Source organism: Pseudomonas sp. MWU16-30323, from assembly GCF_020515595.1.
Classification (GTDB): Bacteria; Pseudomonadota; Gammaproteobacteria; order Pseudomonadales; family Pseudomonadaceae; genus Aquipseudomonas; species Aquipseudomonas yamanorum.
Window position 1 is genome coordinate 102,325 of the sequence record NZ_JAIWYM010000010.1, and the last position, 19,031, is coordinate 121,355.

Annotated in this window: 20 protein-coding genes; 11 read left to right on the forward strand and 9 right to left on the reverse strand. The window is 61.0% G+C overall.

What is annotated here, in order from left to right; genetic code table 11:
* Nucleotides 1-287: 287 nt before the first annotated feature.
* From LIY45_RS14410 to LIY45_RS14440, 7 genes are all read left to right on the forward strand, one after another.
* A complete protein-coding gene (locus tag LIY45_RS14410) occupies nucleotides 288-1,949 on the forward strand; it encodes an OFA family MFS transporter (protein WP_017478167.1) in 1,662 nt (553 codons plus the stop codon).
* A 255-nt stretch (nucleotides 1,950-2,204) separates the two neighbouring features.
* Nucleotides 2,205-2,798: an imidazoleglycerol-phosphate dehydratase HisB gene (gene hisB / locus LIY45_RS14415; protein ID WP_003218037.1), complete on the forward strand. Its 594-nt coding sequence runs from the start codon at nucleotides 2,205-2,207 to the stop codon at nucleotides 2,796-2,798.
* Complete coding sequence (gene hisH, locus LIY45_RS14420; RefSeq protein WP_017478168.1) at nucleotides 2,798-3,436, forward strand: imidazole glycerol phosphate synthase subunit HisH; 639 nt, start codon at nucleotides 2,798-2,800, stop codon at nucleotides 3,434-3,436. The genes hisB and hisH overlap by 1 nt, the downstream gene beginning before the upstream one ends.
* On the forward strand, nucleotides 3,436-3,693 hold the full coding sequence (locus LIY45_RS14425) for a DUF2164 domain-containing protein (RefSeq protein ID WP_003218033.1): 258 nt from the start codon (nucleotides 3,436-3,438) through the stop codon (nucleotides 3,691-3,693). The genes hisH and LIY45_RS14425 overlap by 1 nt, the downstream gene beginning before the upstream one ends.
* Before the next feature lie 39 nt (nucleotides 3,694-3,732).
* Nucleotides 3,733-4,470: a 1-(5-phosphoribosyl)-5-[(5-phosphoribosylamino)methylideneamino]imidazole-4-carboxamide isomerase gene (gene hisA, locus LIY45_RS14430; RefSeq protein WP_003187784.1), complete on the forward strand. Its 738-nt coding sequence runs from the start codon at nucleotides 3,733-3,735 to the stop codon at nucleotides 4,468-4,470.
* Nucleotides 4,471-4,479: 9 nt separating this feature from the next.
* Nucleotides 4,480-5,250: an imidazole glycerol phosphate synthase subunit HisF gene (gene hisF / locus LIY45_RS14435; RefSeq protein WP_003218030.1), complete on the forward strand. Its 771-nt coding sequence runs from the start codon at nucleotides 4,480-4,482 to the stop codon at nucleotides 5,248-5,250.
* A 66-nt stretch (nucleotides 5,251-5,316) separates the two neighbouring features.
* Nucleotides 5,317-6,075 (forward strand): ABC transporter substrate-binding protein, encoded by a 759-nt coding sequence (locus LIY45_RS14440; RefSeq protein WP_226476728.1) that lies wholly within the window; start codon nucleotides 5,317-5,319, stop codon nucleotides 6,073-6,075.
* On the opposite strand, the gene LIY45_RS14445 is transcribed toward LIY45_RS14440, so the two are convergent.
* From LIY45_RS14445 to gpmI, 5 genes are all read right to left on the reverse strand, one after another.
* Nucleotides 6,028-7,353, reverse strand: coding sequence for a Vps62-related protein (locus tag LIY45_RS14445; RefSeq protein WP_226476729.1), 1,326 nt, complete (start codon nucleotides 7,351-7,353; stop codon nucleotides 6,028-6,030). The genes LIY45_RS14440 and LIY45_RS14445 overlap by 48 nt on opposite strands.
* Nucleotides 7,354-7,427: 74 nt before the next feature.
* Nucleotides 7,428-8,210, reverse strand: a complete 783-nt coding sequence (locus tag LIY45_RS14450) for a divergent polysaccharide deacetylase family protein (RefSeq protein ID WP_017478171.1) — start codon at nucleotides 8,208-8,210, stop codon at nucleotides 7,428-7,430.
* A 1-nt stretch (nucleotide 8,211) separates the two neighbouring features.
* Entirely contained in the window at nucleotides 8,212-9,519 is a 1,308-nt protein-coding gene (locus LIY45_RS14455) for a S41 family peptidase (RefSeq protein WP_017478172.1), read from the reverse strand.
* 31 nt (nucleotides 9,520-9,550) lie between these two features.
* Nucleotides 9,551-10,852 carry a murein hydrolase activator EnvC gene (locus LIY45_RS14460; RefSeq protein ID WP_017478173.1) on the reverse strand — a complete coding sequence of 434 codons (1,302 nt, stop codon included), beginning with the start codon at nucleotides 10,850-10,852 and terminating at the stop codon, nucleotides 9,551-9,553.
* A gap of 137 nt (nucleotides 10,853-10,989) precedes the next feature.
* Nucleotides 10,990-12,516, reverse strand: a complete 1,527-nt coding sequence (gpmI, locus tag LIY45_RS14465) for a 2,3-bisphosphoglycerate-independent phosphoglycerate mutase (protein WP_226476730.1) — start codon at nucleotides 12,514-12,516, stop codon at nucleotides 10,990-10,992.
* A gap of 151 nt (nucleotides 12,517-12,667) precedes the next feature.
* Between gpmI and LIY45_RS14470 the strand changes: the two genes are divergently transcribed.
* The 3 genes from LIY45_RS14470 to secB are packed head-to-tail and all read left to right on the forward strand — an operon-like array spanning nucleotide 12,668 to nucleotide 13,865.
* Nucleotides 12,668-13,081 carry a rhodanese-like domain-containing protein gene (locus tag LIY45_RS14470; protein ID WP_063033506.1) on the forward strand — a complete coding sequence of 138 codons (414 nt, stop codon included), beginning with the start codon at nucleotides 12,668-12,670 and terminating at the stop codon, nucleotides 13,079-13,081.
* A 1-nt stretch (nucleotide 13,082) separates the two neighbouring features.
* The gene (grxC, locus tag LIY45_RS14475) at nucleotides 13,083-13,337 is read left to right on the forward strand and encodes a glutaredoxin 3 (RefSeq protein WP_010169095.1); all 255 of its coding nucleotides are present in this window, start codon (nucleotides 13,083-13,085) and stop codon (nucleotides 13,335-13,337) included.
* Nucleotides 13,338-13,379: 42 nt separating this feature from the next.
* Entirely contained in the window at nucleotides 13,380-13,865 is a 486-nt protein-coding gene (secB, locus tag LIY45_RS14480; RefSeq protein WP_003218009.1) for a protein-export chaperone SecB, read from the forward strand.
* Between the two features lie 132 nt (nucleotides 13,866-13,997).
* Here the strand turns inward: secB and LIY45_RS14485 are convergent, their stop codons facing one another.
* Nucleotides 13,998-14,453, reverse strand: coding sequence for a tRNA (cytidine(34)-2'-O)-methyltransferase (locus LIY45_RS14485; protein ID WP_003218007.1), 456 nt, complete (start codon nucleotides 14,451-14,453; stop codon nucleotides 13,998-14,000).
* On the opposite strand from LIY45_RS14485, the gene LIY45_RS14490 reads away from it, so the two are divergent.
* On the forward strand, nucleotides 14,452-14,892 hold the full coding sequence (locus tag LIY45_RS14490) for a hypothetical protein (RefSeq protein WP_226476731.1): 441 nt from the start codon (nucleotides 14,452-14,454) through the stop codon (nucleotides 14,890-14,892). The two genes, LIY45_RS14485 and LIY45_RS14490, sit on opposite strands and share 2 nt — an antisense overlap.
* Nucleotides 14,893-15,516: 624 nt before the next feature.
* Here LIY45_RS14490 and ntrC read toward each other — a convergent pair.
* From ntrC to LIY45_RS14505, 3 genes are all read right to left on the reverse strand, one after another.
* A complete protein-coding gene (gene ntrC, locus LIY45_RS14495; RefSeq protein ID WP_008435682.1) occupies nucleotides 15,517-16,953 on the reverse strand; it encodes a nitrogen regulation protein NR(I) in 1,437 nt (478 codons plus the stop codon).
* Nucleotides 16,950-18,035, reverse strand: a complete 1,086-nt coding sequence (gene glnL / locus LIY45_RS14500) for a nitrogen regulation protein NR(II) (protein WP_003218001.1) — start codon at nucleotides 18,033-18,035, stop codon at nucleotides 16,950-16,952. Before glnL ends, ntrC begins: the two co-directional genes overlap by 4 nt.
* Before the next feature lie 394 nt (nucleotides 18,036-18,429).
* Entirely contained in the window at nucleotides 18,430-18,966 is a 537-nt protein-coding gene (locus tag LIY45_RS14505; RefSeq protein ID WP_226476732.1) for a chorismate mutase, read from the reverse strand.
* Nucleotides 18,967-19,031 lie beyond the last annotated feature (65 nt).

The following is a 19,031-nucleotide window of genomic DNA, read 5'->3' on the forward strand; positions in this document are numbered from 1 at the left end:
AAGAGTATAACGCCCGAAGGCTTACGTCAGTTCGCGGATAGTTACATTGTATCTATGGTCGGAAAAACGGGATTTTGGCGTCAAAAAAGACAGATAACCTGGAAAAGGTGATGGCAGTTTGGTTTTTCTGTCATCCACAGATGCTAATCTCTGCGTGTTCGTCCGCCTTCTGCGGCTAAACGTCGCGCCAAAATGGAGCTTTACTCAAAAAAACGGCCACGCTTTGCGTGCAAGGCCGAAGGAGAGAGCGCCCGACGGACACATACTAATAACTGGGGGAAACACCAATGAGCACTAGCACTGCGGCAGGTCATACTGCTGCACAGCCTGCGTTCCTGTCCAAGGAACGCATTATCGCCAAGCCCGGGTTCAACCGTTGGCTGGTACCACCGGCCGCCCTGGCCATCCACCTGTGTATCGGCATGGCCTACGGCTTCTCGGTGTTCTGGCTGCCGTTGTCCAAGGCGCTGGGTATCACCGCACCGGTCGCCTGCGCGCCGGACATGAGCTTTATCAGCCAGGTCTTCTCGTCGCAATGCGACTGGCCCATCTCCATGCTGGGCTGGATCTACACCCTGTTCTTCATCTTCCTGGGCTGCTCGGCAGCCATCTGGGGCGGCTGGCTGGAACATGCCGGGCCACGTAAAGCCGGTGTCGTGTCGGCCTTGTGCTGGTGCGGCGGCCTGCTGATCTCCGCATTGGGGATCTATACCCACCAGATCTGGCTGATGTGGATCGGCTCCGGGGTCATTGGTGGTATCGGCCTGGGCCTGGGCTATATCTCTCCGGTGTCGACCCTGATCAAGTGGTTCCCGGACAAACGCGGCATGGCCACCGGCATGGCGATCATGGGCTTCGGCGGCGGCGCGATGGTGGGCGCCCCATTGGCAGCCGCGCTGATGGGCCACTTTGCCTCGCCGACCAGCGTTGGCGTGTGGCAGAGCTTCGTGGTCATGGCCGCGATCTACTTCGTGTTCATGATCGGCGGTGCCTTGTCCTACCGCGTTCCGCCGACCGGCTGGAAGCCTGAGGGCTGGACTGCCCCGGCGAAAAAAGCCAGCAACGCGATGATCACCCACCGTCACGTGCACGTGAACGTGGCCTGGAAAACCCCGCAATTCCGCCTGGTGTGGCTGGTGCTGTGCCTGAACGTGTCTGCCGGTATCGGCATCCTCGGCATGGCTTCGCCGCTGCTGCAGGAAGTGTTCGGCGGCAAATTGCTGGGTAACGGCCTGACGTTTGGCCAACTGGATGCCGGTCAACTGGCTTCCATCGCGGCCATTGCGGCAGGCTTTACCGGCCTGTTGAGCCTGTTCAACATCGGTGGCCGGTTCTTCTGGGCGTCGTTCTCCGACTACCTGGGCCGTAAAAACACCTACTTCGTGTTCTTCGCATTGGGCTTTGCCCTGTACGCGTTGATCCCGAACCTGGGTCACCTGGGCAACGTCGCGCTGTTCGTGGCGGCGTTCTGCATCATCCTGTCGATGTATGGCGGTGGTTTTGCGACCGTCCCGGCTTATCTGGCAGACCTGTTCGGTACGCAAATGGTGGGTGCGATCCACGGTCGTCTGCTGACGGCGTGGGCAGCGGCGGGCGTATTGGGCCCGGTGCTGGTGAACTACCTGCGTGAGTACCAGTTGAGCATCGGCGTTGAACGCGCTGCGGCCTACGACATCACCTTGTACATCCTCGCCGGCCTGCTGGTGCTGGGCTTTATCTGCAACCTGCTGGTACGGCCGGTGGCAGACAAGTACTTCATGACCGACGCGGAACTGGCGGCCGAACAGGCGCTGGGCCACGACAAGGGCGCCGATTCCAGCACCGTGCTGGAATGGAAAGCCTCCTCCGGCAGCGTGCCATTGGCGGTTGCCGCCTGGCTGGTGGTGGGTATTCCGTTGGCGTGGGGCGTGTGGGTCACCCTGCAGAAAACCGCAGTCCTGTTCCACTAACACCGCGTAACCCTTGTGGGAGCGGGCTTGTGTGGGAGCGGGCTTGCTCGCGAATGCGATGGATCAGTCAGCCCATGTTTGACTGACACACCGCTTTCGCGAGCAAGCCCGCTCCCACACAAAGCTGCTCCCACGCTTGTACTGACATGTCTATCCTCGACACTCCATCAGTCTTATCCCCTGCGATGTTTCTGTTTAGCGCCCGCGCCCCTATAATGGCTGCCTTTTTCGCCCAATGATTTTGCGGAGCTGGTGATGGCCGAACGTAAGGCGTCCGTCGAGCGCGACACTCTGGAAACCCAGATCAAAGCCTCGATTAACCTGGATGGCACCGGAAAGGCCCGATTTGATATCGGTGTACCTTTTCTTGAGCACATGCTGGACCAGATCGCCCGTCACGGGCTGATCGACCTGGATATCGTCAGCAAGGGCGACCTGCATATCGACGACCACCACACGGTGGAAGACGTCGGTATCACGTTGGGCCAGGCTTTTGCCAAAGCCATCGGCGACAAGAAAGGCATCCGTCGCTACGGCCACGCCTATGTCCCGCTGGATGAAGCGCTGTCGCGTGTGGTCATCGACTTCTCCGGCCGCCCGGGCCTGCAGATGCACGTGCCCTATACCCGCGCCACCGTGGGCGGCTTCGACGTCGACCTGTTCCAGGAGTTCTTCCAGGGCTTCGTCAACCACGCGCTGGTCAGCCTGCACATCGACAACCTGCGTGGCACCAACACTCACCACCAGATCGAGACCGTGTTCAAGGCCTTCGGTCGTGCCCTGCGCATGGCCGTGGAGCTGGATGACCGCATGGCCGGGCAAATGCCGTCGACCAAGGGCGTCCTGTAATGCAGACGGTCGCGGTTATCGATTACGGCATGGGTAACCTGCACTCGGTGGCCAAGGCCCTCGAGCACGTGGGTGCCGGCAAGGTGCTGATCACCAGCGATGCCGACGTGATTCGCGAAGCCGACCGGGTGGTGTTCCCGGGTGTTGGCGCGATTCGCGACTGCATGGCCGAGATCCGCCGCCTGGGCTTCGACAGCCTGGTGCGTGAAGTCAGCCAGGACCGGCCGTTCCTCGGCATCTGCGTGGGCATGCAAGCCTTGCTCGACAGCAGCGAAGAAAACGCCGGCGTCGACTGCATCGGCCTGTTCCCCGGCCAGGTGAAGTTTTTCGGCAAGGACCTGCACGAAGACGGCGAACACCTGAAGGTCCCGCACATGGGCTGGAACGAAGTACGCCAGACCGTGGACCACCCGCTGTGGCACAACGTGCCGGACCTGGCGCGTTTCTACTTCGTGCACAGCTACTACATCGCCGCCGGTAACCCGCGCCAGGTGGTGGGTGGCGGGCACTATGGCGTCGACTTCGCCGCGGCCCTGGCCGACGGCTCGCGCTTTGCCGTGCAGTTCCACCCGGAGAAGAGCCATACCCATGGCCTGCAATTGCTGCAGAACTTCGCCGCCTGGGACGGGCGCTGGTAATGGCCAAGAAGGTCAAGCCGCCGATCTTGAACCTCACTCCCCAGCAGGAGAGTGAGGCCACCGACAAGATCAAGCGTTTCATGGAAGACCGCTTCGAGCTCAAGCTCGGCTCGTTCGAGGTCGCAGAAATCCTCGAACTGTTCACCACTGAAATTGCTCCGCACTATTACAACAGGGCGATTTTCGATGTGCAGACGCACCTTAAAGAAAGGTTCGAAAGCATCGAAAGCGACTTGTGGGCGCTCGAGAAACCCTGATTTCCCGAGCAACGCTGAATATCGAATAAGGTTTGCCAGATGCTGATTATTCCCGCTATCGATCTCAAGGACGGCGCCTGCGTACGTCTGCGCCAGGGCCGCATGGAAGATTCCACGGTGTTCTCCGATGACCCGGTGAGCATGGCTGCCAAGTGGGTGGAAGGCGGTTGCCGTCGTCTGCATCTGGTGGACTTGAACGGTGCGTTCGAAGGCCAGCCGGTCAACGGTGAGGTGGTTACTGCGATCGCCAAGCGTTACCCGAACCTGCCGATCCAGATCGGCGGCGGCATCCGCTCCCTGGAAACCATCGAGCACTACGTGAAAGCGGGCGTGAGCTACGTGATTATCGGCACCAAGGCTGTGAAAGACCCGGCCTTCGTCGCAGAAGCCTGCCGCGCGTTCCCGGGCAAGGTGATCGTCGGCCTCGACGCCAAAGACGGTTTTGTCGCCACCGACGGCTGGGCGGAAATCAGCACCGTCCAGGTGATCGACCTGGCCAAGCAGTTTGAAGCCGACGGCGTCTCCGCCATCGTTTATACCGACATCGCCAAAGACGGCATGATGCAGGGCTGCAACGTTCCGTTCACCGCTGCGCTGGCCGCGGCTACCAAGATCCCGGTGATCGCTTCCGGTGGCATCCACAACCTGGGCGACATCAAGTCGCTGCTGGACGCGAAGGCGCCAGGGATCATCGGCGCCATTACCGGCCGGGCGATCTACGAAGGCACTCTGGACGTCGCTGAAGCCCAGGCTTACTGCGACGCCTACAACGGCTGAGGACTGACCATGGCGCTGGCCAAACGCATCATCCCTTGCCTGGACGTCGACAACGGTCGAGTGGTCAAGGGCGTCAAGTTCGAGAACATCCGTGACGCGGGCGACCCGGTGGAAATTGCCCGTCGCTACGACGAACAGGGCGCTGACGAGATTACCTTTCTCGACATCACCGCCAGTGTCGATGGTCGCGACACCACGCTGCATACCGTCGAGCGCATGGCCAGCCAGGTGTTTATCCCGCTGACCGTGGGCGGTGGCGTGCGCACCGTGCAGGACATCCGCAACCTGCTGAATGCCGGCGCGGACAAGGTCTCGATCAACACCGCCGCCGTGTTCAACCCGGAATTTGTCGGCGAAGCCGCGCAGCACTTCGGCTCCCAGTGCATCGTCGTCGCCATTGACGCCAAGAAAGTCTCCGGCCCGGGCGAAACCCCGCGCTGGGAGATCTTCACCCACGGCGGGCGCAAGCCGACCGGGTTGGATGCGGTGCAGTGGGCGATGAAGATGGAAGCCCTGGGGGCCGGTGAAATCCTGCTGACCAGCATGGATCAGGACGGCATGAAAAACGGCTTCGACCTGGGCGTGACCCGTGCCATCAGCGACGCGCTGGGCATCCCGGTAATCGCTTCCGGCGGCGTCGGCAACCTGCAGCACCTGGCCGACGGCGTGATCGAAGGCCACGCCAGCGCGGTACTGGCAGCGAGTATTTTCCACTTTGGCGAATACACCGTTCCCGAGGCCAAGGCCTACATGGCGGCGCGCGGTATCGTTGTTCGTTAAACGTCACTGGACACCATGGCAGGCTCGCGGCACTCTCTGGGCTTGCCATGGATTCCGGTAACTTTCATGTTCAAAGACCTGCTGCTCGCCCTCGCCAGTACCACCGTTCTATTGACGGGTTCGGCCCACGCTGATGAACCGTCCGACGGCGCTTCCCTGGTGCTGCTGACGGAAAACTTCCCGCCGTACAACATGGCGAAAAACGGCAAGAACTTCGCCAAGGAAGAGAACATCGAAGGCATCGCCGTGGACATCGTCCGTGAGACCTTCAAGCGTGCCGGCATTTCCTACAACCTCACTCTGCGTTTCCCCTGGGAACGAATCTACAAACTCGCCCTGGAAAAACCCGGCTACGGCGTGTTCGTGATGGCACGCCTGCCGGACCGTGAAGCATTGTTCAAATGGGTCGGTCCCATCGGCCCGGACGATTGGGTGCTGCTGGCCAAGGCTGACAGCAAGATCCAACTGAGCGACCTTGAGCAGGCTCGGCGCTACAGGATTGGCGCCTACAAGGGCGACGCCATCGCCGAGAGCCTGGAGAAACAAGGCCTGAAGCCGGTCATCGTGCTGCGGGATCAAGACAATGCGCAAAAACTGGTGGATGGCCAGATCGACCTGTGGGCCACCGGCGACCCGGCGGGCCGTTACCTGGCACGCCAGGTCGGGGTGACCGGGCTCAAGACGGTGTTGCGTTTCAACAGCGCGGAGCTGTACCTGGCGCTGAACAAAAACGTGCCGGATGACGTAGTGGCGAAACTCCAGGCGGCCCTCGATCAGTTACGGCAGGAGGGTGTCGTCGATGCCATCATGGGGCGTTATCTCTAGGCCGGGCTCGGCCTGATCGGGCTCCGCTGGTGGTTCTACTGGTTGTTCCACAGGTGTCTCTACCGGCGGTTCATCACGGTGCACCGGCTCGGAGGCGGGATACTCGCTCACGTACACGTTATCGCCGTTGGTGTAGGTGACGGTGCCGGTCACCTGGCTGCCATCTCCACGCAGCAGGCGATATTCACTCTGGATGACGTAGGCCGCGAGGGCTTTGTTGGCCGGGATGTAGGTGATGATTTCCAGAGCCGATAAATCTGCCCAGCCCTTCGCCGAACGCTGGCAATGGGTGAATTCCTGGCCCAGGTGCGCGGAAAAGCTCAATTCAAAGGCGCGGCTATCCGACGGCCATTCACTGCATAGCTCAATGCTGGTGGTGGCGGTGAGGGCTCTTGACTGCTTCCCTGTTTCGCCTTTGGTGGCTGTCCACATGAACGGTTGGCTGGTGGCCGTCTGGTTGTGCCCAAAGCCGACGAACAAGTAGTGATCAATCCTTTCCAGTCGATACATCGGGCAGGTTTGCAATTGTTCGACAGGGTTCAGGTCCGGGTCCTTCACGGTAAACCAGGGGAGTTGGCAAAGCTGAGGCTGTTCCAGTGTGTGCAGTGTCGCAGGTGGTGTGTAGCCGGAAAGCGACGGCGGCTTGGGCAACGCCTTCAGGTCGGCGGTCAGCGGCAGGCGCAACGAATAGCTGGCGGTGATCGGCTTGGCATAACTGGCGGTACCGATAAAGGTGCCGGGGGCCAGGTTGATTTCACCGGGGGCTGCGTCGGCGGGCGTGATGCCCCAGGCACTGAAGTCCATTGGCGCACCACTGCCCTTGTCGGTCCAGATCAATTGCCCGGTCCGCGCGGCCATGACCAGATCCTCCCGAACACAGCGCACCGCATTGCGCGAAGGTTTGTCGTAGCCCACGCCGCACACCAGTCCCATGGATACATAGCCTTCAGGCGGCAATGGACGCCACAGGGAAAAGTCGGTGCGCGCGCCCGAGCCGGCATCCTTCCACACCAACTCGAACTCATCGGGTGAACGAAGTGCGGTGCCGTCGACCTTATTCGCGTCGCTGACGACGGCGACGACTTTCTGCTGGTTGATATTGCGATAGCCTTCGACCGCGATGTCACCCAGCGGGAAGAATTGGCTCAGCGGGTCGGCTGAAGTGGCCGGCCGCCAAAAGCTTATGGACTTGTAAACTCCCGATCCCCGGTCATTCCACAGAGGGATGAATTCGGAAGTGAAATTGATGAGCAGGTCTTTGTATTGCAGTGCGTTCATGAGGAGACTCTCCAGTTGATCCAGGGATCCACTATCGGAGAGTCTGCAGGGGCAGGAGCGGTAGCTATTTAGAGTTAACGGTAGGTACCGTTTTTACCGTGGCCGGCCATGGCCTGATTACTGCGCAGGCTGATCATCAACTTGATGTCGATCCAGTCGATGCCCTGGGCCTTGAGCTTGGGCAGCTCCCGTTCCAGTACCGCCAGCGTCTGTGGATAAGGGTGGCCGATCATCACCGCCGAACCCTCTTTGTGGGCCAGCTTGATCGCGGTCTGCAATTGAGTGGTGATGGCCGCTTCGGTGCGTTCGTCATCGAGGAACACATCCCGCGAGACGCTGGCCAGACCAATCTTCTGCGCCTCGGCGGCAGCGACGGTTTTAGCGCTGGTGCGGCTATCGACGAAGAACTTGTGGCGCCGTTGCAGCTCACCCATCAACCAGGCCATGGCCTCGGGCTGGGCGGTCATGCGGCTGCCCATGTGGTTGTTGATGCCGGCGGTGTAAGGCACGGCCTTGAAGGCCGCGTCCAGGCGTTTGCCGAGTTCTTCGATGGGCAGGTCGGGGTGCCAGGCGAACGGGCCGGTGGCCGGGTCCATGGGCATGTGCAGGATGACGATCTTGCCCGCCTTGTGGGCTTCGCGGGCGAATTCGGCGGCGTGGGGTGTGTCGGGCATGATCGCCGTGGTCACCGGGCCGGGCAGGGCGAGCACGCGACGATCCCGGGGCAGGTTTTGCCCGAGGTCGTCGATGATCAGGGTCAGGTAGGCTTTGTGTTCAGCGGGGGCTGCACTGGCGGGGTTGCCGTGGGCAACTCCCGCCAGACAGCACAGCAACGCGATGATCAGTCCACAACGCATATCAACGGCTGCGCGTAATGCTCAAGCCCTTGAGCAGGCTCAGCGCCTGGGCCAGTTGATAATCGTCGTCCTGCGGCATCGGCTTGGCTTTCGAGCCGCTGCCGGTTGGCTGGTCGGCGCCGCCGTTGCCATTGCCCAGGTGGCCCTGCAGGTCAGCTTCCTTGTAGAACTCGCTGTCCGCTTCGTTGGTGATCTTGGCCTTGCGCACTTCGATGTCCGGCACGATGCCCTGGGCCTGGATCGAGCGACCATTCGGCGTGTAGTACAGCGCCGTGGTGATCTTCAATGCGCGGTCGTTGTTCAGCGGCAGCACGGTTTGCACCGAGCCTTTGCCGAAGCTGGTGGTGCCCATCAGCACACCGCGCTTCTGGTCTTGCAGGGCGCCGGCGACGATTTCCGAGGCCGAGGCGCTGCCGCCGTTGATCAGCACAACCATCGGCACGCCTTCGCTGAGGTCGTTGCCGGTGGCCGAGAAGCGCAGTTCGGAGTTGGCGATACGGCCCTTGGTGTAGACGATCAGGCCCTTGGTGATGAAGTGGTCGACCACTTCCACTGCCGCCTGCAACACGCCGCCCGGGTTGTTGCGCAGGTCGAGCACGATGCCGCTGAGTTTCTTGCCATTGTCTTTACGCAGCTTGGCCAGGGCCTTGGCCACTTCGTCGCCGGTCTTGACCTGGAACTGGGTGATACGGATGTAGCCGTAGCCCGACTCCAGCAACTGGCTCTTCACGCTCTTGACCGTAATGGTGGCGCGAGTGAGCGTCACGTCGAACGGCGTGCCGCCGTCGCGCACCAGGGTCAGGGTGATTTTCTGGCCGATCTTGCCGCGCATCTTGTCGACCGCTTCGGTCATGGTCTGGCCACGGGTCGGCTGGCCGTTGATCTTGACGATAAAGTCGCCGGCCTGGATGCCGGCCTTGGACGCCGGGGTGTCATCGATCGGCGAGACCACCTTGATGTTGCCGTCGTCGGCGCCGACTTCAATGCCCAGGCCACCGAATTCACCGCTGGTGCTTTCCTGCAGCTCGGCGAAATCTTCCGGGCCCAGGTAGGCGGAGTGCGGGTCAAGGTTGCTGAGCATGCCCTTGATGGCATTTTCCAGCAGGGTCTTGTCGTCCACAGGTTCGACATAAGCGGCCTTGATCCGGTCCATGACCTCGGCAAAGGTGCGCAACTCGTCCAGCGGCAGCGGGGCCTTGGTGGTCGCGGCCGTGGCTGACTGGGCGGTCTGGTCGGCGAATGCCAAAGGCGCGCCGATCACCAGGGCGATCGTCAGGGCCAGCGATGTGAGGCGGGACAAATGCAGCATGTCGAACGAACTCCTAATGTAGATGCGCCCCTTATCCTTGGGTGCGGCACCATTGTGCCGGGTCGCTTGGGCGGCCCTGCTGACGAATAGCGAAGTACAGCGCCGGAGTGTCCTGGCCACCACTGTTACCGACAGTGGAGATGGATTCACCGGCTTTTACAACATCACCTGCGGCTTTAAGCAAAGTTTGATTGTGGCCGTAAAGGCTCAAATAGCCATTACCGTGGTCAAGAATCACCAACAAACCTGCACCGCGCAGCCAATCGGCGAATACCACACGGCCGCCGTGAATGGCGTGGACCTGGGTGCCGGCACCGGCACTGATCATCACACCGTCCCACTTGGCGCGGGTGTCATCGCCACGGGTTTCACCAAAGCGTGCCAGTAATCGACCATCAACTGGCCATGGAAGTTTGCCCCGGGCTGAAGCAAAAGGTCCGCCAAACGATTCGCCGGCGCTGGAAACCAGCGGGCCAGGCGCTGCACGCGCCGGTTTACGCGGGGCCGGGGCATCGGTGGCGCTGGCAACGGCCTCGGCCGCCTCACGCTCGCGTTTTTTTTCGGCTTCCTGCTGGGCGATCAGCGCTTTTTGTCGCGCTTCTTCGGCCTCGCGGGCCTGGCGAGCCAGGGTTTCCTCGATGGTTTTCAAGACTTTGGCGAGGTCGGCCTGGTCTTGCTCGCGATTCTTGAGCTTGGCATCCCGGGCCTTTACGTCGTCATTCAGCTTGGCCAGCGCCTGCTGGCGCTCCTTGCGAACCTTGTCCAGCTCGTCGCGCTGGCTGTCGAGGGCGCTTTTCTGGTCGAGCAACTGCGACTGCTGGTTGGCGATCTCGGTTTCGACATTGGCCAACTGGCGCAGGGTCTCGTTGAAGCTTTTCAGTTGCTCCAGGCGGGCCTTGCTCAGGTAGTCGTAATAGGTGAGGGTGCGGGCGAATTTTTCCGGGTTCTGCTGGTTGAGCAGCAGCTTGAGGTATTCCTGGCGGCCATTCTGGTAGGCGGCGCGGGCCTGGATCGCGATCAGGCGTTGCTGTTCAACGCGGGCGCTCTGGAGTTTTTTTTTCTCAGCGTCGAGTCGCTCCAGTTCCGACTCGCTCTTCTTTAGTTCTTTTTGCAGCTCCTGGACCTGCTTCTCCAGCTTGCCCATCTCGGTTTCCGTGCCGCGCAGGTCTTTCTGCACGCCGGACTTCTCTTCCTGGAGCTTGCCGAGCAGCTTCTTCAGTTCGGTAATGTCCTGACGCGTAGCGTCCAACTGTTGTTGGGTTTGTGCGCGCTCATCGGCAAATGCCGGTTGGAGCAGGCAGACAAGAGCAAGGGTAATCAAGGCGCGAAGCATAGAGGCGGGCGACACCAGGGAAAGGGACGGCCTAGTATGCCCGCCAAGCGCTGCAAAAAAAACGCCTCAAAGCCAACTGCTTTGAGGCGTTCGTCATAAAAAGCCGTTTCGGGCGATTTAATCGGGCGGTTTTGCTATTAAACCAATATCGAAGTGCCAGTCATCTCTTTCGGCTTCTCCAGCCCCATCAGCATCAACATGGTCGGTGCCACGTCGGCCAGTACGCCGCCGTCACGCACTTTCAGGTCGCGTTTGCCGACGTAGATGAACGGCACTGGCTCGGTGGTGTGGGCGGTGTGGGCCTGGCCGGTGGATTCGTCGGACATTTGCTCGCAGTTGCCGTGGTCAGCGGTGATCAGTGCTTCACCACCTACCTTGTCCAGGGCGTCGACGATGCGGCCTACGCACAGGTCCAGGCATTCAACGGCTTTTACCGCCGCTTCCAGGTTGCCGCTGTGGCCCACCATGTCGCCGTTGGCGTAGTTGACCACGATCACGTCGTAACGCTGGTGCTCGATGGCGTCGACGATCTTGTCCGTGACTTCCGGGGCACTCATTTCCGGCTGCAGGTCGTAGGTGGCGACTTTCGGCGACGGGATCAGGATGCGTTCTTCACCCGGGAACGGTTCTTCACGACCGCCGGAGAAGAAGAAGGTCACGTGGGCGTATTTCTCGGTTTCGGCAATGCGCAGTTGGGTCTTGCCGTTTTTCGCGAGGTAATCCCCCAGCACGTTTTCCAGGCTGCCCGGGGCGAATGCCGACGGGGCCGGGATGTTGGCGGCGTATTGGGTCAGCATCACGAATTCGACTTTCGGCTGGCGGGCGCGTTCGAAGTCCTTGAATCCGGCATCGACGAACACATGGCTCAGCTCGCGGGCACGGTCGGCGCGGAAGTTCATGAACACCACGGCGTCGCCATCCTCGACTTTTACCGGTTCACCGATGGTGGTGGCCTTGACGAATTCGTCACTCTCGCCACGGGCGTAGGCGGCTTCCAGGCCTTCCTGGGCAGTGGCGGCGTTGAATTCGGCCTGGCCGTCGACGATCAGGTTGTAGGCCTGGGCCACGCGGTCCCAACGGTTGTCACGGTCCATCGCGAAGTAACGGCCGACCAGGCTGGCGATGCGGCCTTTGCCGAGGGTCTTGAAGGTTTCGTCCAGCAGTTCGATGGAGGACTGGGCGCTTTTCGGCGGGGTGTCGCGGCCGTCGAGGAACGCGTGCAGGTAGATCTTCTCGGCGCCGCGCTTGAAGGCCAGTTCGGCCATGGCGATCAGGTGGTCCTGGTGGCTGTGGACGCCGCCGTCCGACAGCAGGCCCATGAAGTGCACGGCCTTTCCGGCCTTGACTGCCTTATCCACTGCCGCGCAGATAGTCGGGTTTTCAAAAAACTCGCCGTCGCGGATCGCTTTGGTCACGCGGGTGAAGTCTTGGTATACCACTCGTCCGGCGCCGAGGTTCATGTGGCCGACTTCCGAGTTGCCCATTTGGCCATCCGGCAGGCCAACATCCATGCCCGACCCGGAGATCAGGCCGTTCGGCACGGTAGCGCTCAGACGGTCCAGTACTGGCTTCCTGGCCGAGTACACAGCGTTGTCGTGGTGGCTTTCACTGTGTCCGAAGCCATCGAGAATTATCAGGACCAAAGGTTTAGGCGTAGTAGTCATAGATCCTCTCGCGGCGGTAATGAATGAAGGCAATTGAAAAGGGAGTGGCAGTTTAAAGCGAAGTTCCGACCACGTCACCGCTTTACGGGGGTTGGCCGACCATGACGGCTGTGTATACTTACCGCCATTTTAACGCCCTGGAACCTCCTTGATGGTTGATCACCTGATTGCATTTGCCACTACCCACTATTTGCTCGCTGGTGCGTTCGTCGTACTGCTGGCGCTGCTGATCGCTCACGAAATGAGCCGCGGTGGCCGCAGCCTCAGCACGTCCGAGCTGACCGCCCTGGTCAACAAGGATGAGGCCGTAGTGGTGGACATTCGTCCCGCCAAGGATTTCGCCGCCGGTCACATTGTCGGCGCGCTGAACATTCCCCAGGACAAGCTGATTTCGCGCCTGGCCGAGCTGGAAAAGCACAAGGCCAAGACCATCATCCTGGTCGACGCCCAGGGCCAGCACTCCGGCACTCACGCCCGCGAGATGCTGAAAACCGGTTTCAACGCCGCCAAACTGTCGGGTGGTATTTCCAGCTGGCGTGGCGATAACCTGCCGCTGGTGAAGTGATATGAGCCAGGTTGTCGTCTATTCCAGCGATTATTGCCCTTATTGCATGCGGGCCAAGGCCCTGCTTGAGAAAAAGGGCATTGCCTTCGAAGAGATCAAGGTTGATGGCAAGCCCCAGGTGCGCGCCGAGATGACCAAGAAAGCGGGACGCACGTCCGTGCCGCAGATCTGGATCGGTGACAAGCATGTCGGTGGATGCGATGACCTGTTCGCACTTGAGCGCGCCGGTAAACTGGATGCGCTGCTTCACGTCTGACTCCTAACCCCTAAAAGACCCCAAGATCACGAAGGATCTGCGATGACTGACCAACAGAACACCGAAGCGGCAGCAGAAGAGGCTCAAGGCCCACAATTTTCCCTGCAGCGTATTTACGTACGTGACTTGTCGTTCGAAGCGCCAAAGAGCCCGGCCATCTTCCGTCAGGAATGGACTCCGAGTGTTGCGCTGGACCTGAACACCCGTCAAAAGGCGCTGGAAGGTGACTTCCACGAAGTCGTGCTGACCCTGTCGGTCACCGTCAAGAACGGCGAAGAAGTGGCCTTCATTGCTGAAGTGCAACAGGCCGGTATCTTCCTGATCCAGGGCCTGGACGAAGCGTCCATGAGCCACACCCTGGGCGCGTTCTGCCCGAACATCCTGTTCCCGTATGCCCGTGAGACCCTGGACAGCCTGGTCACCCGTGGTTCGTTCCCGGCGCTGATGCTGGCTCCGGTGAACTTCGATGCCCTGTATGCGCAAGAGCTGCAGCGCATGCAACAGGAAGGTTCGCCAACGGTTCAGTAAGCTGTTCTGAGCAACGACGCCGATCCAATGTGGGAGCGGGCTTGCTCGCGAATGCGGTACTTCAGTCGATATCTTCGTTGACTGGCACTCCGCTTTCGCGAGCAAGCCCGCTCCCACATTCGTTATGCAGTGTTACTTGAACCCCAGTTGCCGCCAACCTTCGTAGACGGCGACGGCCACGGTGTTGGACAGGTTCAGGCTGCGGCAGCCTTCGCGCATCGGCAAGCGCAGGCGGTGGCCGTCGGGCAGGGCGTCGAGCACGTCTGCCGGCAGGCCCCGGCTTTCCGGGCCGAACAGGAAGGCGTCGCCTTCGGCAAAGCTGGCATCATGGAATGGCCGCGAGCCCTTGGTGGTAAACGCGAACAACCGTGGGTGATTCAGGCTTTCCAGGCAGCTGGCGAGGTCCGCGTGGCGTTGCAGGGTGGCGTACTCGTGGTAGTCCAGCCCGGCGCGGCGCAGGCGCTTGTCGTCCATGTCGAAACCCAAGGGCTCGATCAAATGCAGGTGGCAGCCACTGTTGGCGCACAGCCTGATAACGTTGCCGGTATTCGGCGGAATTTCTGGTTGAAAAAGGATGACGTGAAACATGCACGGCTCCGAAGGCAAAGATGCGCTGCATTCTACCCCTGAAGAAGATCCCAGACCGAAGCTATTGCCACGGGTTTTAGGTTCGTTGGCCATTGTCGGCTTGATGGTGGGCCTGATGATCGGCCGGCTGACCACGCCAGACCCGGTTGAGCTGCAGCAGGTGGAGCCTGCGGCCGATGGCCTGGTGGTGTGGTTCAACAGCGAGCCCAAGCTGCACGGCGAGCATATCGACGGCACGGTGGCGCTGCTGTTCGATGCGCTGGGCAAGGCTCAGGGCGGGCAACTGAAGGTCAATGACAAGGACGTGAACTGGCGTGTACGCAAAACCGATGGCGGCTTGCTGCTGAACCTGGTGGCGGCTCGGCCGTTGCGTGGGGAGTGGTCGGGAGAGAAGGCCGATGGACGCTGGCGGATGGAGATCCATCTCCAGGAGCAATAAAAGAGGGAATCCCCGGCCTGCCTGTACCAAGGTTCCCAAAACGGGCTGGGGCTATGGGCGCGTTGCCTCATAAGCCCCGGGTGTAAAGAAGGGAGTTCCCGGCCTGCCTGTACCAGGGCTCCCAAAACGGGGGTGAAGCCAAAGGCTTCGGTGTTAAAGAGGGAATCCCCGGCCTGCCTGTACCGAGGTTCCCGAAACGGCTGTGGGGCGCGACGCGATCCGCATCAAGCACCCCGGGTGTAAAGAGGGGATTCTCGGCCTGCCTGTACCAAGGTCCCCGAAACTGGGTAGTGACAGGGTTATTGCAGGGCGCGTGCCAGAATTGCGAAGTGGCGCCAAAAAAATTCTTCAGAAAGCGCAAAGCCCCGGAATACGGGGCTTTGGCTTTTTTGGATTTTAATATTTTCTTAACAAGGTGGGTGTTTCAAGCGTTGGATGTGTGCGCGATGCCGGTTCGTGGTGCATTGAAGCGGTGCACGGTCGTTAGTCTGGTACAAAACAAATGTGGGAGCTGGCTTGCCTGCGATGGCGCTGTGTCAGTCGATACATCCAGTGACTGACACAGCGCCATCGCGGGCAAGCCCGGCTCCCACATTAGCTCTTCAGTGGATCAGGGATTAGTGATCAGGCCTCATCACCTTCGTCATCATCCCCACCGTCGACCTTCATCCCCAGCTCCTTGATCTTGCGAGTCAGGGTATTGCGGCCCCAGCCCAGCAGCACGGCGGCGTCGCGACGACGCCCGGCGGTATGCTTGAGGGCGGTTTCGATCATGATCCGCTCGAAAGCCGGCACAGCGCTGTCCAGCAGGTTCGACTGGCCACGTGCCAGGGCCTGGTCGGCCCACTGGCGCAGCGCCTGCTCCCAGTTGGTCACCGGCGCCGAATCCTGCGGCAGGCTCAGCAGCTCAGGCGGCAGGTCGCTGATATGCACTTCACGACCCGAAGCCATCACCGTGATCCAGCGGCAGGTGTTCTCCAGCTGGCGTACGTTGCCCGGCCATGGCAGGTTCTTCAGGTATTCCTCGGTCTCGCTTTTCAGCAGCTTCGGCTCGACGGCCAGCTCCTGGGCGGCGCGGCTGAGGAAGTGACGGGCCAGGGTCGGGATGTCTTCGCGGCGGTCCGACATCCGTGGGATATGGATGCGGATCACGTTCAGGCGGTGGAACAAGTCTTCACGGAATTTCCCGGCATGCACCAGGGTTTCCAGGTTCTGGTGGGTCGCTGCGATGATGCGTACGTCGACCTTGACCGGCGTGTGCCCGCCTACGCGGTAAAACTCGCCGTCGGCCAGGACCCGCAGCAAGCGCGTCTGGGTGTCGGCCGGCATGTCGCCGATTTCATCGAGGAACAGCGTGCCGCCATCGGCCTGCTCAAAACGGCCACGGCGCAGGTTGGCCGCGCCGGTGAACGCGCCTTTTTCGTGGCCGAACAGTTCCGACTCCATCAGGTCCTTCGGAATCGCCGCCATGTTCAATGCGATGAACGGCGACGCCGCTCGTGGGCTGTGACGGTGCAGGGCGTGGGCCACCAGTTCTTTGCCGGTACCCGACTCGCCGTTGATCAGCACGGTGATGTTGGAGTGGCTCAAGCGCCCGATGGCGCGAAACACTTCCTGCATCGCCGGCGCTTCGCCGATGATTTCCGGGGTGCGGGTCAGGGCCGGTGGGGCTTCCTGGTTCTGCTGTTCCTGGGCGTGCTGGTTGGCGCGTTTTACCAGCGCCACCGCTTCGTCCACGTCGAACGGTTTTGGCAGGTATTCAAAGGCACCGCCCTGATAGGACGCGACAGCGCTGTCCAGGTCCGAGTGCGCGGTCATGATGATCACCGGCAAGCGCGGGTGCTGCTCGCGAATCCGCGCCAGCAAGTCCAGGCCACTGGCGCCGGGCATGCGGATGTCAGAGATGATCACGTCGGGCTGCTGGCGAGCCAGGCGGCTCATCACCCCGTCGGCGCTGTCGAAGCTCTGGGTGGTCATGCCTTCCTGTTGCAAGGCTTTCTCCAGGACCCAGCGGATAGAACGGTCGTCATCGACGATCCAGACAGTTTCACTACGGCTCATGTCGATGGGGCTCCTTGTTCCAGTGGCAGAAAGATCGAGAAGGTGGTGTGACCGGGATGGCTCTCACACTCAATCAAGCCCTGGTGCTGGCTGATGATGTTCTGGGTAATGGCCAAACCGAGCCCGGTACCGTCCGGGCGGCCGCTGACCATTGGGAAAAAGATGGTTTCCTGCAGTTCGGCAGGGATGCCCGGACCGTTGTCGATGATCTCGACCTTGGTCACCAGGCGATGGCGCACGTGGCCTATAGTGAACTGGCGCAGCGCGCGGGTGCGCAAGCTGATGCGGCCCAGGCGCAGTTCGTTCTGGCTGCTGATGGCCTGCATCGCGTTGCGCACGATATTGAGCACCGCCTGAATCATCTGCTCGCGGTCGATCAATACGTCGGGAATGCTCGGGTCGTAGTCGCGCACCAAGGTGATGCAGCCCTGGCTTTCGGCTTCCACCAGTTGGCAGACCCGCTCCAATACTTCGTGGACGTTGGTCATCGCCAGCGACGGCAGCTTGTTGGAGCCGAGCATGCGGTCTACCAGGTTACGCAGGCGGTCGGCTTCCTCGATGATGACGTTGGTGTAGTCCTTGAGGTTCTCGTCCGGCAGCTCGCGGGCCAGCAACTGTGCGGCGCCGCGAATCCCGCCCAGGGGGTTCTTGATCTCGTGGGCCAGGCCGCGCACCAGCATCTTGCTGGTTTCCTGCTTGGACAGTTGCGCCTCTTCCTTGGTGATGCGCAGAAGGCGATCCCGGGGATGCACCTCCAGCAGCAGCAACGTGGCACCGTGGCTCAGAATCGGCGTAACTGCGTAGTCGACGGTCAGGGTCTGGCCGGTGAGGGCGGTGAGCATCGCTTCGCGCTTGGTGAACGGGTGCGCCTGCTCCACGGCCTGGCGCAATGAGCTCAAGGCCTCGGCCGACTCAGTGAACAGCTCACTGATGAATTGCCCATGGCTGCGCTGTCCGCTGATGGCCAGCAGCATCTCCGCCGCCGGGTTCATGTACTCAAGGCGCAGTTCGTCATTGAGCAGAATGGTCGCGGTGGTCAGGTTGTCGAGTAGCAGGCGGTGCAGTGCGTCGCTGATGGTCATTAGGACCTCTTTTGGAGCAAGGCGCGGGCTTGAGGCACACGCTGATACAAGGAAAATGCAAAAACCAAACCAAAGCTCCGAAAAGAAGCGTTAAAGCCCTGAAATGGGAGGTTAAGGCGCGAAACTGTGGCGTTCTGCCAGCTTGGGCGGGAAGCTTCGAACCAAAATGGGTTGCGTAAGTGGGAAGGGTGCAGCGTATCGCACCAATATAGTGCGGTTTTGAAAAGTCTGTTCAGGAAGCTGGTGGCAACGACTGATTGGCTGGGGGGGGGGGCGGATCTAAAATGTGGGAGCGGGCTTGCTCGCGAAGGCGGCGTGTCAGTCATGCATATATCAACTGACACACCGCCTTCGCGAGCAAGCCCGCTCCCACATTTTGATGGGGTTCGCAATTTTAGATTTTATAGAGACACAGCTCGGCAGTGGCGCGGATCATTGCCAGTTGGTGCAGCGGGTCTTTGGCAGGCGCGTGATTGGCCTGGGCCAGCCATTGCGGGCATTGCGGGTTGGTGCGCTCCGGGGTGAAGTCCGCCAGCTGTTGCAGCAGGCGTTTTTGCAGCAGGTCCAGTTTTGGACGAATCTGGCCGACCAGATCCGGGCGTGGGTCATTGGGTGCCTTGCCTTGCAGCTGCCAATCGGACAGGTGGGCGTACTGCACCAATTTGTTCGCCTCGATCTGGGCCGAGAAAAACTGCTCGGCCTGGGCCGGTGCCAGTTTGTAGCTCGGTGCCTGGGCGACGACGCTGGCGATCACGTCCTGCTCCCGTGGCCGGTCTTCGACGGGCTTGTGGCTGTCCCATTTGCTCAGGGCCACCTGGTCGGCAATCGCCAGGCGCTCGGCGATGCTGTCGAGCAGAGGGGTGAGGGTGGGCGGCGCGGCGGATGCGCTGGCACTAATGGCCAGCAATATGAAGGCGAGTTTGAATTTCAAGGCAGAACCCTCTTCTGTAGGAGCGAGCTTGCTCGCGAAGGTCGCTAACGATAACGCGTAAATAT

Coding starts and splice junctions, on each gene's coding strand:
- LIY45_RS14410 (WP_017478167.1), top strand. CDS start 288: ATGAGCACTAGCACTGCGGCAGGTCATACTGCTGCACAGCCTGCGTTC.
- hisB (WP_003218037.1), top strand. CDS start 2,205: ATGGCCGAACGTAAGGCGTCCGTCGAGCGCGACACTCTGGAAACCCAG.
- hisH (WP_017478168.1), top strand. CDS start 2,798: ATGCAGACGGTCGCGGTTATCGATTACGGCATGGGTAACCTGCACTCG.
- LIY45_RS14425 (WP_003218033.1), top strand. CDS start 3,436: ATGGCCAAGAAGGTCAAGCCGCCGATCTTGAACCTCACTCCCCAGCAG.
- hisA (WP_003187784.1), top strand. CDS start 3,733: ATGCTGATTATTCCCGCTATCGATCTCAAGGACGGCGCCTGCGTACGT.
- hisF (WP_003218030.1), top strand. CDS start 4,480: ATGGCGCTGGCCAAACGCATCATCCCTTGCCTGGACGTCGACAACGGT.
- LIY45_RS14440 (WP_226476728.1), top strand. CDS start 5,317: ATGTTCAAAGACCTGCTGCTCGCCCTCGCCAGTACCACCGTTCTATTG.
- LIY45_RS14445 (WP_226476729.1), bottom strand. CDS start 7,353: ATGAACGCACTGCAATACAAAGACCTGCTCATCAATTTCACTTCCGAA.
- LIY45_RS14450 (WP_017478171.1), bottom strand. CDS start 8,210: ATGCGTTGTGGACTGATCATCGCGTTGCTGTGCTGTCTGGCGGGAGTT.
- LIY45_RS14455 (WP_017478172.1), bottom strand. CDS start 9,519: ATGCTGCATTTGTCCCGCCTCACATCGCTGGCCCTGACGATCGCCCTG.
- LIY45_RS14460 (WP_017478173.1), bottom strand. CDS start 10,852: ATGCTTCGCGCCTTGATTACCCTTGCTCTTGTCTGCCTGCTCCAACCG.
- gpmI (WP_226476730.1), bottom strand. CDS start 12,516: ATGACTACTACGCCTAAACCTTTGGTCCTGATAATTCTCGATGGCTTC.
- LIY45_RS14470 (WP_063033506.1), top strand. CDS start 12,668: ATGGTTGATCACCTGATTGCATTTGCCACTACCCACTATTTGCTCGCT.
- grxC (WP_010169095.1), top strand. CDS start 13,083: ATGAGCCAGGTTGTCGTCTATTCCAGCGATTATTGCCCTTATTGCATG.
- secB (WP_003218009.1), top strand. CDS start 13,380: ATGACTGACCAACAGAACACCGAAGCGGCAGCAGAAGAGGCTCAAGGC.
- LIY45_RS14490 (WP_226476731.1), top strand. CDS start 14,452: ATGCACGGCTCCGAAGGCAAAGATGCGCTGCATTCTACCCCTGAAGAA.
- LIY45_RS14485 (WP_003218007.1), bottom strand. CDS start 14,453: ATGTTTCACGTCATCCTTTTTCAACCAGAAATTCCGCCGAATACCGGC.
- ntrC (WP_008435682.1), bottom strand. CDS start 16,953: ATGAGCCGTAGTGAAACTGTCTGGATCGTCGATGACGACCGTTCTATC.
- glnL (WP_003218001.1), bottom strand. CDS start 18,035: ATGACCATCAGCGACGCACTGCACCGCCTGCTACTCGACAACCTGACC.